Origin of the sequence: Limnospira indica PCC 8005 (genome assembly GCF_000973065.1) — a bacterium.
GTDB lineage: Bacteria > Cyanobacteriota > Cyanobacteriia > Cyanobacteriales > Microcoleaceae > Limnospira > Limnospira fusiformis.
Window position 1 is genome coordinate 477,850 of record NZ_FO818640.1, and the last position, 14,732, is coordinate 492,581.

At 44.4% G+C, this 14,732-nt stretch carries 8 protein-coding genes and 2 pseudogenes; 5 read left to right on the plus strand and 5 right to left on the minus strand.

Annotation, left to right across the window (positions count from 1 at the left end; translation table 11 throughout):
* Positions 1–39: 39 nt before the first annotated feature.
* A complete protein-coding gene (gene urtA, locus XZ46_RS02175; RefSeq protein WP_008056729.1) occupies positions 40–1,332 on the minus strand; it encodes an urea ABC transporter substrate-binding protein in 1,293 nt (430 codons plus the stop codon).
* A gap of 434 nt (positions 1,333–1,766) precedes the next feature.
* Between urtA and XZ46_RS02180 the strand changes: the two genes are divergently transcribed.
* The gene (locus XZ46_RS02180; protein WP_008056725.1) at positions 1,767–3,104 is read left to right on the plus strand and encodes a TRAP transporter large permease; all 1,338 of its coding nucleotides are present in this window, start codon (positions 1,767–1,769) and stop codon (positions 3,102–3,104) included.
* 49 nt (positions 3,105–3,153) lie between these two features.
* On the plus strand, positions 3,154–5,013 hold the full coding sequence (locus XZ46_RS02185) for a hypothetical protein (protein WP_008056723.1): 1,860 nt from the start codon (positions 3,154–3,156) through the stop codon (positions 5,011–5,013).
* A 102-nt stretch (positions 5,014–5,115) separates the two neighbouring features.
* Here the strand turns inward: XZ46_RS02185 and XZ46_RS02190 are convergent, their stop codons facing one another.
* Positions 5,116–6,585, minus strand: coding sequence for an alpha-amylase (locus XZ46_RS02190; protein WP_006621806.1), 1,470 nt, complete (start codon positions 6,583–6,585; stop codon positions 5,116–5,118).
* 249 nt (positions 6,586–6,834) lie between these two features.
* On the opposite strand from XZ46_RS02190, the gene ftsH reads away from it, so the two are divergent.
* Positions 6,835–8,745, plus strand: coding sequence for an ATP-dependent zinc metalloprotease FtsH (gene ftsH / locus XZ46_RS02195; RefSeq protein WP_196797698.1), 1,911 nt, complete (start codon positions 6,835–6,837; stop codon positions 8,743–8,745).
* A 199-nt stretch (positions 8,746–8,944) separates the two neighbouring features.
* Here the strand turns inward: ftsH and XZ46_RS02200 are convergent, their stop codons facing one another.
* From XZ46_RS02200 to XZ46_RS02210, 3 genes are read right to left on the minus strand one after another with little or no spacing between them, the layout of a single operon-like run.
* Positions 8,945–9,994, minus strand: coding sequence for a patatin-like phospholipase family protein (locus XZ46_RS02200; protein WP_006621803.1), 1,050 nt, complete (start codon positions 9,992–9,994; stop codon positions 8,945–8,947).
* Positions 9,995–10,032: 38 nt separating this feature from the next.
* The gene (locus XZ46_RS02205) at positions 10,033–11,046 is read right to left on the minus strand and encodes a hypothetical protein (protein WP_008056721.1); all 1,014 of its coding nucleotides are present in this window, start codon (positions 11,044–11,046) and stop codon (positions 10,033–10,035) included.
* A 41-nt stretch (positions 11,047–11,087) separates the two neighbouring features.
* Positions 11,088–13,103: a patatin-like phospholipase family protein gene (locus XZ46_RS02210; protein WP_008056720.1), complete on the minus strand. Its 2,016-nt coding sequence runs from the start codon at positions 13,101–13,103 to the stop codon at positions 11,088–11,090.
* Positions 13,104–13,668: 565 nt separating this feature from the next.
* Here XZ46_RS02210 and XZ46_RS31435 point away from each other — a divergent pair.
* A pseudogene (locus XZ46_RS31435) lies at positions 13,669–14,034 on the plus strand (MerR family DNA-binding transcriptional regulator); the annotation flags it as partial.
* Positions 14,031–14,729: pseudogene (locus tag XZ46_RS02220) on the plus strand (RNA-guided endonuclease InsQ/TnpB family protein); the annotation flags it as partial. The pseudogenes XZ46_RS31435 and XZ46_RS02220, both read left to right, overlap by 4 nt.
* Positions 14,730–14,732: the final 3 nt, after the last annotated feature.

Genomic DNA, 14,732 nt, shown 5'->3' on the forward strand with positions numbered 1-14,732 from the left:
AAGGGCAACCCTTCCGAGTTGCCCTTAATTTAGGAACCTTTAAACCCCTTCCATTCGGAATCTTTCGCCACGGGCGGGGTCAGTCCAATCGCAGGCATAACCCCTGGTGCTAGGAACATACTGATTCCAGGGTAATGGTTCAACCGGACCATCGGAAGACCAGATAATATCAAATAAACCATCATCACGGATTTGACCAATTCTCACAGTCTTAGATAAGTGATGATTAGGATTAAGAGTTACTAACCCATGGGGGGCTTGTAATTGCTGACCTATTGCCGCCGCCCTAACGGCTTCTAAATCGTCCGCTGTCCCGGCTTGTTCAACTGCTTGTTTCCACAGATAAACCATAGTATAAGCAGCCTCCATGGGGTCATTAGTAACCCGGTCTTGACCATGTTTAGCCTTAAATGCCTCCACCCAAGTCTGATTTTCTGGGGTCTCTACAGTTTGAAAATAGTTCCAAGAGGCATAGTGTCCAATGAGGAACTCTCGGCCGATTTGTCGCACTTCTTCCTCAGCGATACTCACGGACATAACCGGGTATAAATCCGGTGTTAATCCTGAACCCTGTAGCTGTTTAAAGAAAGCGACATTACTATCACCATTTAGGCTATTAAAAATAACTCCACCGTTGGGCAATGCCTGCCTAATCTTGGTAATGATTCCGGTAACTTCTGTATTTCCTAAAGGTAGATAATCTTCCCCGACGGTAGTGCCACCTTTAGCCATAAGCTGTTCTTTAATAATGGTGTTGGCTGTGCGGGGGAACACATAGTCAGACCCGACCAAAAAGAACTCTCGACCTTTATTTTCTAATAGCCAATCGACCGCTGGTTCAATTTGTTGATTGGGTGCAGCCCCAGTATAAAAAATATTCCGAGAACATTCCTGACCTTCATATTGCACGGGATACCATAACATATGGTTCCGGGATTCAAACACATCTTTAACTGCTTTACGACTGGCAGAAGTCCAGCAACCAAAAACGGTAACCACTTGGTCTTGGTCAATGAGTTTTTCGGCTTTTTCGGCAAAGGTCGGCCAGTCAGAAGCGCCATCTTCAACTACTGCTTCAATCTGTTTTCCTAACACACCTCCGGCTGCATTTATTTCAGCGATCGCCATTTTTTCCGCTTCCACAACCGTGGTTTCACTAATTGCCATAGTTCCACTTAAAGAGTGGAGAATACCCACCTTAATCGTATCGCCTGTAGTTTGAGTTGTGGCATCTTCCGAGGGAGTACCACAGGCTTTTAAGAGTACACTAGCACCCAAGGTAGCCGATCCATACAATAAAAACTTGCGTCGCCCTAATCTTCTGTTTATCATATCAATTTTACCAGTTGTAACGGGAACTAATCGAAGCCGGAAATTCTCACAAGTTTGACAATTTATTTTTAATTACTAGCCAATTTCCGAGAGTTGATGCTACTTGAGTAAATTTAAGACCGATTACATACCACCAAGCTTAGTTTTACCATGGATAAATCTACTCAAGCCCATAGACTTAATTAAGCATTTACCCTTAGCTAACTTGGTGACAGAGAAATGGTCTTAACTTTTACTTAACTTTAAGGCTAGTCGTGTATCCTAGGCTAAGTCAACCGCAAAAAATGTAGCTATTAATACAGTTTTCCGGTCAAAAGTGAGCATTGGGGGCTAATCATCAGTTATGGAGGTTAACAAGTATGTGTTACCGGAATATGATACTATACAAAAGTTTTGTTTCTGGTTGTGGACATTTTCAGCTAAATAGCGATCGCATGAATGTTGAATGGTTGAGTATTGCCATGTTTATCGTGGCTTTAATAGTGTTAGCATTAGGCTATCCGGTGGCTTTTTCCCTGGGTGGTGTCGCCTTAATTTTCACCCTAATTGGCATAATTTTCGGAGTATTTGACCCCATTTTATGGTCAGCCATGCCACAGCAGATATTTGGGATTATGAACAATTTTACACTGCTGGCAATTCCCTATTTTATTTTCCTAGGTTCAATGCTAGAAAAAACAGGCATAGCGGAAAACCTGTTAGAAACCATGGGAATATTATTCGGAAGAATGCGGGGAGGATTAGCGATCGCAGTAATTATAGTAGGAGGACTCCTAGCCGCCACCACCGGAGTAGTCGCCGCCACCGTCATAGCTATGGGCTTAATTTCCCTCCCCACCATGGTACGCTACAGCTATAATCCCAGACTCGCCGCCGGAGTAATTGTAGCATCAGGAACCCTAGGGCAAATCATCCCCCCCAGTGTAGTCTTAGTAGTCCTAGGAGATCAATTAGGAATTTCCGTTGGCAACCTATTTATTGGCTCAGTAATTCCCGGATTATTAATGACCACCGCCTTTATTATTCATGTAGCGATCGCCTCCTGGTTACGCCCGGATCTCGCCCCCGCCTTACCCACAGAAGTCATCACAGCACCCGGTCTCAAACAGCGAATCATCAAAGTATTAATTCCGCCCATATTACTGATTTTGTTAATCTTGGGAAGTATATTTTTTGGCATAGCCACACCCACAGAAGCCGGAGCCGTGGGATGTGTCGGAGCAATTATCCTAGCCGCTTTTAACCGTCAACTGACCAGAGACAACCTATATCGCGCTTGTGATGCCACCCTACGAACCACCAGTATGGTAATATTTATCCTGATAGGTTCACGAGCTTTTAGTTTAGTATTTCGGGGACTAGGGGGAGACAACGTAGTTAAAGATATGTTCCTCAATCTTCCTGGGGGTCAAATCGGCTTTTTGCTCATCTCCATGTTAATCGTATTCCTGTTGGGATTCTTTATCGATTTTTTCGAGATCGTCTTTATCGTAGTTCCCCTTTTACTTCCCATTGCTCAAAGCTATAATATGGATTTAGTCTGGTTCGGGGTATTATTAGGCGCTAATTTACAAACCTCCTTCCTCACCCCTCCCTTTGGCTTTGCCCTATTTTACCTACGGGGTGTGGCTCCTGCGTCTATCAGCACCGAAGACATTTATCACGGTGTGATTCCATTCATCACCCTACAGCTTATCGTTTTAGGGTTGATAGTCGTCTTTCCCTCCCTGGTCAACTTTTTGCCAGATCTGGCTCAGAACATCGGCCGTTAGAATACATATAGTTAGCAAAATTCCTTATTTGTGCAATTAGATAATCATTATGGCGAAACCCACTCAGGAACAGTTACAACAAGAACTCGAGCAAACTAAATCCGAATTGCGTGATGTTTGGGAGGAATTAGAACGAGTCCAGTCTCAGTTTGAACAGGTATCCGGGGAACTCCAACAGGCTCAGACCCAAATTCCACAGCAGGAAACAGCCTATGATACTGACTGTCAACAGGAATTAGAAGCGGTCCGGTCTCAGTTAAATCAGGTTTTGGCGGAATTGGAGCAGGCTAAGGCTCAAATTCACCAGCAGGAAGCGGAAAAAGCACAACTGGAGTCCCTACAACAAGAGCTACAGACTACTCAAGATAGTTTGAACACCACTCGCACCCAGTTAGACCAGGTTCAGGCTCAAATTCAGCAGGGGGAAACGGACAAGGCGGAACTGGAGTCGGTCCAACAGCAGTTACAGGAAACTCAAGCCAAGCTAACTAGCACTACTGAGGAGTTAGAAAAGGCTAAGACTCAAATTCAGGAGGCGCAAGGGTCAAAAGCACAACTGGAGTCGGTCAAACAGCAGTTACAGGAAACTCAAGCCAAGCTAACTAGCACTACTGAGGAGTTAGAAAAGGTCAACTGTCAGTTTGATGAGGTATTGGGGGAACTGGAGGAAACCCATTTTAAGTTACATCAAATTCAGCAGGAAACAGCCTCGGATACGGAGAGCAAGCAAGAATTGGAACGGGTCAATTCTCAGTTAAATCAGGTTTTGGGGGAATTGGAACAGGCTAAGACTCAAATTCAGGAGGCGCAAGGGTCAAAAGCGGAACTGGAGTCGGTCAAACAGCAGTTACAGGAAACTCAAGCCAAGCTAACTAGGACTACTGAGGAGCTAGAAAAGGCTAAGACTCAAATTCAGGAGGCGCAAGGGTCAAAAGCGGAACTGGAGTCCCTACAAAAAGAGTTACAGACTATTCAAGGTCAGCTAACCAGCACTACTGAACAGTTAGACCTGGCTCAGTGTCAGTTTGATGAGGTATTGGGGGAACTGGAACAGGCTCATATTCAGGCTCAAGAGGCGCAACGGTCAAAAGCACAACTGGAGTCTGTCCAACAGGAGTTGCAGGAAACTAAAGAGAAATTTACTAGCATTCAGCAGGAGTTACAGCAGGGTCAGTTGAAGTTTGATGAGGTATTAGAGGAACTAGAACAGGCTCATATTCAGGTTCAAGAGGCGCAAGGGTCAAAAGCACAACTGGGGTCTGTCCAACAGGAGTTACAGGAAACTAAAGACAAGCTGAATAATAAGACTGAGGAGTTGAAACAGGCTCAGTTTATGCAAAAAGAAGCGGCTGAGGAAGTTGATAAGACTAAGGCTGAGTTACAGGAGGCGCGACAAAATCTGCAAACACTGCGATCGCAAAAAGAGGAGACGGAGGGACTTTTACGGAAGTGTCACGCTCAACTTCAGGAAACTATGGAGGTATTAGAGTCCTCCCACAGTCAACACAAACAGACTCAAGGGGAATTGGAACAATTGCGATCGCAAAAAGAGGAGACGGAGGGACTTTTAGAGAAGTGTCACGCTCAACTTCAGGAAACCATGCAGGTATTAGAGTCCTCCCACAGTAAACAACAACAGACTCAAGAGGAATTGGAGCAATTGCGATCGCAAAAAGAGGAGACGGAGGGACTTTTAGAGAAGTGTCACGCTCAACTTCAGGAAACCATGCAGGTATTAGAGTCCTCCCACAGTAAACAACAACAGACTCAAGAGGAATTGGAGCAATTGCGATCGCAACTACAAGAAAAGCCACAGGAATTGACAAATCATGCGGTTCAAGTCTCACCAGTTCCAGCTTCCCCCCCAGCACCTGTAGCAGTAGCAGCAATCGACTGGGAAACCTTTTAACCCATCATCTGATTGTAGCATCCGCCAGGACTATATGGAGGGTGACCAAATATCCTGGCGGCGGTTTTCCAGTTAATTTAAGTCATCAGAAATCAGTGATTTTTATTCCTGTACCCAAACAGATACAGAACCCCCGTCACAGGAAAAGTGACCCCATCCCCATTCATTGGTATAAACAGGTTCTTTGATGTGTTCTGTCAGGTCAATAAACTTAGCATTAGGTTTACCAACTTCCATCCATTTTTGACCAGGAATGTTATCACTCATAATCACAGCCATACCTTGGGGGTGTTCTTCATCACCTAAACGAGTCCAACCGATGACATTGTAGTTGTCGAAGTAATCGTATTGTTCCCCGTAGGAGTAATGATGTCGCGCATATAATAACTTATCAATTATCCAACGGTGGGAGGGTAAAACAATTTTATAACTGTTACCATCTTTGCCATAATCTTCGTATTCTGCGCCATAATAGTCAGCATAGAAAATACAGGGATAACCTTCTCGTCGCAGCAGAATAATCGCATAAGCCAACGGTTTAAACCAAGGTTCAACGGGTGCTTCTAAGGCTTGTAAAGGTTGAGAATCATGATTTTCTACAAAGGTGACCGCATTAATGGGGCGTTCCTGTATAAAAGTGCGATCGAGAATAGTTCTCATGTCGAAGTTACCCCCCGACTTACTGGCATAATAAAACTTATAGTGTAGGGGAACATCAAACACAGACATTCGACCCCCCACCGTATCTACATACCAATGTAGAGTATCAATGTCATTATACCAATATTTCCCTACCATAAACAAGTCTTTACCGACGTGATTTTCTAGGGTTTCTATCCATTCTGGGAAGAACCAAGCCGAAATATGTTTAATGGCATCAAGGCGGAAACCATTAACCCCCGTAGTATCAAGATACCATTTAGCCCAGTTAGTGATTTCGTCCCTAACTTCTCGACTTTGGAAATCGAGATCACAACCCATTAAATAGTTAAAATTCCCCTTTTCCAACGACACATAATCATCAAAAACCTTACCTTCCAAAAGATAAATATTCGAGGAATCTTTAGTAAAATCATCATAATCAACCGCATCAAAATGCCACCAATGCCATTGAAAATCAGAATGTTTGCCTTGACGACCGGGAAAAGTAAAATGAGTATAGGCTTTAATCTCTCGCATTTCCCCAATCGGATGAATCCGATTATTCATAGCAAAAGGAGTAGCTTTAACCACCTCAGTTTCATCAGCCCCCATGCGATGATTAACCACCACATCAGCGTAAACCTGAATCCCGGCACTTTGGGCGGCATGAATAGCATCTAAATACTGTTGATGATTGCCATATTTGGTTCTGACAGTTCCCTGTTGATCAAACTCCCCCAGATCATACAAATCATAAACACCATAGCCCACATCAGATTTACCTTTCTTCCCTTTATAAGCTGGGGGAAGCCAGAGGGCGGTAATACCAGCATCGACTAATTCTTGGGCGTTTTCTTTAAGTTGATTCCATAAAATCAAATCGGGATCGATGTACCAATGGAAGTATTGCATGATTACGCCATTAATCATCTAAATTTCTCCTGTCTGAGTCCCAAAAAATATATTTCAATTATAGGATGGTTTTCCGAAACCGATAAGAATACCAGACAAAGCCCCAAGTTGCCGGCTGGTGTGAGGACAGGGGAGAGAACAACCTCCAACCCGATGACTTTCCCCCTAATCATGGCTGAGGTGGGGGGCAGCTAACATAATCTCAGGCTAAACTATACAGTAATGGTTAGATTCAAAGATACAGCAACAGCAAAGGTAAATGTGAATATGAAAAGTTCCTGGATCAACAGATTGGGACAACCAGTTAAATCATCAGCCATGTCCAAAAAGCATTTGTGGCGGATTTTGGGAGGTTGGGTGATTTCCCAAAGTATCCTTTTGGGGACTCCAGCTTTGGCTAATCGTGATTCTGGGTCGATGAGTTATACAGACTTGTTGCAGAAAATCGAAGCGGGACAGGTCATCAGAATTCAAGAAGACCCATCACGACAACTTGCTAAAGTCACATTCACAGACGAAGCCAACGGACAACAGATTAGGTATGTGGCACTATTTGACCATAACCCGGAACTGATGGCCGCGCTGCGGGCAAACCCGGTAGACTATGAGGTAAGACCTTCGGCAGACAATAGCGTGGCTATGGGTTTAGTGGTCAATGTTTTGGTGATTGTGGCGGTCTTAGCATTTCTGCTGATGATTCTGCGGCGGTCTTCCCAGTCTTCGGGAAATGCGATGAATTTTGGTAAATCTAAGGCTAGGTTCCAAATGGAAGCGAAAACCGGGATTCTGTTTGATGATGTGGCTGGTATTGAAGAAGCTAAGGAAGAATTGCAAGAGGTGGTCACATTCCTAAAATCCCCGGAAAAGTTTACCGCCATTGGTGCGAAAATTCCTAGGGGGGTGCTATTGGTGGGACCTCCGGGAACTGGGAAAACCCTGTTAGCTAAGGCTGTAGCGGGGGAAGCGGGGGTTCCGTTTTTCAGCATTTCTGGTTCGGAATTTGTGGAGATGTTTGTGGGGGTCGGTGCATCCCGGGTGCGGGATCTTTTTAAAAAGGCTAAGGATAATTCCCCCTGTCTGATTTTTATTGATGAAATTGATGCTGTCGGTCGCCAACGGGGGGCGGGAATTGGCGGCGGTAATGATGAACGGGAACAGACCCTTAACCAATTACTGACGGAAATGGATGGATTTGAGGGTAATCCGGGAATTATTGTGATTGCAGCCACTAATCGCCCTGATGTGTTGGATACAGCCCTATTGCGTCCGGGACGGTTTGACCGACAGGTGATTGTTGATTTACCTGGTTACAATGGCCGTTTAGGGATTTTACAGGTTCATGCGCGCAATAAAAAGCTGGCTGATGATGTTTCCCTAGAGGCGATCGCCCGCAGAACACCAGGATTAGCAGGGGCGGATCTGGCTAATTTACTTAATGAAGCGGCGATTTTAACGGCTAGACGACGCAAGGAAGCGATTACCCTCTTAGAAATTGATGATGCTATTGACCGCATTACTATTGGTTTGGCTTTAACTCCCCTTCTCGACAGCAAGAAAAAGCGACTGATTGCTTATCATGAGGTGGGACACGCTTTGCTGATGACTCTGTTGAAAAATTCTGATCCTCTTAATAAGGTGACAATTATTCCCCGGTCTGGAGGAATTGGCGGTTTTGCTCAACAGATGTTTAATGAGGATATGGTTGATAGTGGTCTGTATACCCGCGCTTGGTTGATTGATCAAATTACTATTGCTTTGGGGGGAAGGGCTGCTGAACAGGAAGTATTTGGTGAAGCAGAGGTGACTATTGGCGCTAGTAATGATATTCAGATGGTCAGTAATTTGGCGCGGGAAATGGTGACTCGTTACGGGATGTCTGATTTGGGATTGGTGGCTTTGGAAAGTCCCGGAGAACAGGTATTCTTGGGGCGAGGCTTTCCTAGTCAATCGGAATATTCTGAGGAAGTGGCGACTAAGATTGATCATCAAATTAGAGCGATCGCCTTTCGCTGTTATGATCAAGCCTGCCGCCTTATCCGTCAACACCGAGTTTTGCTAGACCAGTTGGTAGAAGTTCTCCTAGAAAAGGAAACCATTGAGGGGGACGAGTTCCGCCGCCTAGTCTCGGAATATACTCCTCTTCCTGAAAAGCAAATGGCGATTATTCTAAACAAATAAGCTACATACAGCTTGTTCACCAGTCGCTGAATACATTGCCCTCACCCTGAATCTGGATCCCAGAGATGGAGAGGGACTTTGAGAGGTGATCAGATGATTTCTGAACAGGCTGTATCAACTACCAAACAGTTGTTAGGGGGCGGTAGGGGGGGAGTCTATCCCCTTCCCCACCAGCCCTTAATCATTTTTTGTGCTGATTCTATGCTGGTTGTGGAACACCCCGCAGAATCCGCAAAAACTGTCCGGCTTGCTGGCGACCATTACTCATCAATTTCTGAATGAAAGCATCATCCCGGTTGAGTTTAGAAGAATAATCAAGTTCTTCGGCTAGGTCATGACTCATACTGATCCAGCGAATATCAATGGGTTTAATTTCATCAGCTAATGGTGTCCCCTCAAAAATTCCCGCCCGAATCCACTTGTTAACTAACTCAATGAAATTAACTTCTTGATACAGGGACAGATTCCCGGCTAATTCATTGCGTCGGTCTAGGATATCTTGGGCGGTTTTGGGTTCAGAACCACGGGTTTTAGGGTTAATTTGAATAATCCAAATCTCGTCAGGTCTTCTGACCATATTTTCTGTCAAAAATTCGGTAACTGGGGGATTTTTAGAAAATAGACCATCCCAGTAAGCATCTTGACCAATATGAACGGCTGGGAATACATTAGGAATAGCAGCAGAAGCCATCACGGCTTCTACGATAATTTCCCCTTTGCGAGAATCAAAGGCTTTAAAATCACCAGATAGAATATTGACTGCACCTAACAATAGGGTGGGACTCGATGAATTCACTAGGGTTTTAATTTCATCAAAATCAATGTGATTTTCTAGGAGTTCTCGCAGGTTAATATACTCTTTGCGGGGAGATATCATGGTGAGAAAATCCACAATCCATTGATTAGCATAAGGATTGGGGGGATAGCTGGGAATTATGCCAGAATCCTGCAAGTGGACTGTGTTAATGACAAAGTTATTTAAACTTTTTTCCCAGACACTTTGAGTAGAGTTATCTTCCCAAATTTTGACTAACCATTTATAGGGGGGTTCTTTTGAACCGGCTGCATATTTGAGTAAACCATACCAAACTGCGGTAGCGCAGATCGCGCCGCCAGAAGTGCCGCTTAATTCGGTAATATTGTATTCTTCGTGAACTCCCTCTAGTAGTAAGTCATGGAGAACACCAGCAGTAAAAGCTGTATGACTACCGCCACCTTGACAAGCGATCGCAATATTTTTTTTGCTCATAATACACCTTACAATTAATTACAAAAAGCTGGTCGATTTTACACTACAATTTTTTCCTGTTTGTTGACTGAAAATTCAGCGGAATAACTGTAGTCAATATTTAGCCAAAACTCCCCACTTATAGAGCCTCTGGTTTCAATCTGAATAGGGCGAATAGTGGTGGTGGGGACAGGTTCAATATCTGGGTTATAGGGGTTGATATCGCCAAAATAAATCGGGGGATTTGGCTGTAATAGAATGGGGGGAATTTCGTCAGGTAAATTGGGTACAGGAGTCCGTTCATCAATGGTGACGGCGGACAAGAACACGGTCACATCCCGAAAGGTGATGTTACTGTACTTATTGGTAACAGCGATCGCCGCAGTTTCCACCTGATTTGCACCTAGGCTAGGTTGAGAACAAATCAACTCAAAAGAGGGAGCATACTTATCTATTTCTAGGTAAGATTCTGGCGTAAAACTCGCCGCTACGACCGATAATAAAGCCGACGACCAACCCTGATTATCTAGGGGATGACTAAATGATAATCCCCCCGTTTGTGTGCTGATGGCTACATCATCTCCCGAAGATTGTCGATAACTATGAACTGTCACCACGGCAGACTTAGCGGCGGCGATCGCTTTTTCCCACTGGTCTAAATTTAGTGATTCATTATCCGATGAAATCCCCAATTCTCCCAGATAAAAAATCGCCCTATTTGCGCCTAAACGCCAGTCAAAGTGATTACATACATCGGCGATCGCTCCCGCGCCATCCCGCCGCGCCGGGTCATTCCTTCCATTACTACGGGTAACCTTTAACCCAGTCAATTCGGACTCATTTACCCCACCATTAATTAAATAATTACGCAGGGTACGACTAAAGGGGGTTCCGTGCCAAATTCCCTCTATTCCCAACCAGGTAATCTGCAAATCACAGGGATAGCTTTCCCTGACATTTTCGATCACATCTTCCGCCACCTTACTGATAGTATCAGCATCATCACGCAGTGGGGAACTGGTATCGATAATTACCACCAGGTCAACTTTATTGATTGTATTTTTCTGACTCATATCGCCATCCTCTTCGAGGTATTTTACCAGGTATTTTAGGGTTAATGAGCTCCCTTATTTACCATCAACTTTAAGCGATCACGACCTCGACCACTCACCGAAACCCGACCAGAGTATTGTATTTTCACCGTTTCTATTTTAGCCGGTTCATCTTCAGCATCTAGGATAATTTCTCCCGTCAGCTTAGATGGTTCACTATCCTTAGCGGGTAGGTTTCCCAGAGAGAGAAATTCTCCCTCTTCCAAAACTTGCACACTTTCACCTGGCGAACTAATTACCTCCGCTGCAACTACCCGAAAATCCAGAACATCTGCATTCAGATAACTATTGGTTACTTCCAGGCACAATTTTGACCTATCCTCGGAAGTAGTGACGGCAAAATTTAAACCATCTAAACTGTCGGGAAGTTCCGCCAGCAATGGCTGACTGGTTACCGTCTTCTGGGAAGTTTCACCCCCCAAAGATACAGGAGTTTCTGACACAGTTGCCGATGAGACACCCGCCGCCAATTTGAACTCATAAATACGATGCTTACCCTTACCTTTAGCGGTAGTTAAAGTTATCGTATGTTCACCTTCACTCAGGCTTCCCAGTTGTAGTTCAGTTTGACGTTTCTGATTTTCTCCTGCACCCCAAATGCGGATTAATAGGATACCATCTAGGAATAACCAATCCTCTCCCAAACCATCGCGGTGGTAAGATAAAGTTAATTCCCCTTCCTGATAATCCCTATACAGGCGGAAGTGAATATTCAGGCAATCTGTTGATGCCACTCCCGGCGGTTTTTCCGCATCAGGAGCAGTTATAATTGTCGGTAAGCTAGGGTATTTAATCGGGTCAGCATCACTACCGATATAATAGTTATATTCGGGAGTCCAGACACCTTGGGGAGAAACCTTTAGCCGTTTGGAAGATGTGCCAATTTGCCATAAAATCGCTGGGTAAGATTCGGGAATATCTGAATTGATATTAACCTGACTTTCTGGGTAAAGTATATCCTCTAAATCTCTGGCATTTAACAGGGGTTCTACGAAAGAATCAGCCTGTGCAAATCCCACCGATATCAGGTGGTTAATTAAACTAGGATGCCGGTCAAATTTAGAGGCATAGTCTAATCCTTCTAAATGCGATCGCTTAATTTCTAACTGGCGAACTTGCACCGGACTAATTCCCGCTAGATCTCCATTTAAAAACCCCTTTTGTAACCAGCGATTAGTTTTTTCGATCAACTCTAAACTTTGATACAGAGAAAGATTCCCTGATAGTTGATTTCGCCGATCTAAAATCTCTGGCGTAGTCCTAGGTATACTGTCACAGGCGCGAGGGTTGACCTGTATAACCCATAATTCATCCGGCCATTGTTCCGGGGGAATAATTTGTTCATCTACTAGGGATAAAATTGGCGGATTTTCTGCAAATAAACTATCCCAATAAGCAGCATCCCCAATTTCCACAGCTTTGAATAGGGTGGGAATAGCCGCCGAGGCGAGAATGGCATCAATTTCAATTTCGTTTTGGCGAGAGTCAAAGATTTTTGATTCCCCAGATATCACATTAACCGCACCTAGAAATAATCGGGGACTGCTACTATTAATCAGCCTAGGAAGTTGCGAAAAATTGATGTGCTTTTCCAGCAGTTTCTTCAGGTCTAAATATTCTCGTCTCGGCGTGACAGATTGCCAAAATTCCTGAACTCCTCCCCAGGTATAGGGATTAGAAATGTAGCTAGGAATAATCCCCTTATCGTAAAATCTACAGGATTGAACCGTTAAATAATTTAGGTATTGTTCCCAAAGATGGTTGGCTGAGTTATCTTCCCAAAAATCAATTAATTGGTGATAGGGTTCTCTCGCCGTTTCCTGTTGATTTTTGACTAAACCATACCAAGCTAGTAGACTACATAAACCGCCGCCAGAGGTGCCGCTTAAACTCACAATTTCATAGCGATCGCATACATCACTTTGCAGAAATCTCTTTAAAACTCCCGCCGTAAATGCCGCGTGGCTTCCCCCTCCTTGACAGGCGATCGCAATTTTACCTTTTTTCCGCTTCTTCATTTTTTCGCTTCCTAGTAATGGGTGAATAATTCTTTAGTCAACCTCCAGTTTGAATTGGTTTCGGTCACATCAACTCTCTTTTCTCATCATGATGATCACTTCACCACAATACAGCCCAAAGCTAACGTTTGCGGTTGTTTGAACGCCAACGCCCGTATTTTTTGAATCCTTTGTATCGCGCTATGTAGTTGATGCTAAACGGGTAAACCTCCCAATTTTATAGGTGAATTTTTTTGGGGCTGTACCTTATTATTTTATAGAATTTCTCCAAAGGACTCAACCCCCTGACAAAACCTTTATAAAATTTTAACATTTCCCCCAAACGAATGACCCATAAAATTAATCGGTTTTGTTGTGGATAAAAAGCCCAGTTCGATTTACAATTACCAAAGAAGAAGCTAAAATCTGGGTAGCCTTTTTTGTTCTCAGTTTCATGTTTGAGGGAACGCCAGAACAGGAGAAGCCAAAATTACAGCTTCACACGAAGAGCATGATTTAATCTCAAATTAGGTTAACATTTTACGGCAATACGGTATAATAAGCGAGAAGGGTTGAGGATAAACCTATTGCCAGATATGTCAAACCCAAGGAAGCGGCCCAAATCCTTGGAGTCCATGAAAGAACACTCCGCAGATGGGACGAAAATGGCTCAATCGAGACCATCAGAACCCCCGCTGGGCAACGACGATACAACGTTGAGTGATATACTGCTGCCATATCAGGCAGTGACAAACGCAAAGTCGTTATCTATGCCAGAGTTAGTAGCCGCGCCCAGCAGTCCGACCTCAACCGACAGGTGGCCGCACTATCCACCCTCTACCCCGAAGCAGAAGTCGTCTCAGAAATCGGAGGCGGGCTCAACTTCAAGGGAAAGAAAATGCTGGCCTTACTGGGACATCATTGGTCAGGAGATGTCGGCATAGTTAAGGTCGATGGTTTGCGATTTTCCCTGAACCAGTTGCCGTTACCCCAACTGAAGCGAATGGCGTAATTGCATTAGACCCGGGTGTGCGAACTTTCATAACTGGGTTTCTGGAATTTGGCTCCGGGGATATAGGACGCATTACTAGGCTATGTCAACATTTGGATGATTTGATGAGCAGAATCGCCAAGGAACCCTGTCGTTCAAGGAGGCGACGGATGAGGCAAGTGGCTCAACGAATGAGAACCAAAATCCGCAATCTAGTTGATGAAGCCCACAAACAAATTGCTCACTACTTGACTCACAACTACAGCCTAATTTTTTTGCCCACCTTCGAGACTTCCGATATGGCCAGTCAGGTGAAGCGTCTAATCAGGTCTAAGACTGCCCGCGCCATGCTGACATGGGCGCATTATCGATTCAAACTGACCCTGAGACATCAAGGGGAAATAACTGGAACCACAGTTGTAGATGTGACGGAAGAATACACCAGCAAAACCTGTACTTACTGTGGTCATGTGCATTCCCAGCTAGGTGGCTCAAAAGTGTTCCGATGTCCTGAGTGCGGGTTCACTCTACCCAGGGACTGGAACGGTGCTTTGGGAATCTTTCTAAAAGCTTTGCGGGATACCGCCTCTGTTACCTTAACGGGTAATAGTGCTATCGTCGCATTGTCAGGCAATAGCCGGATAAATGTCGCGTAAATG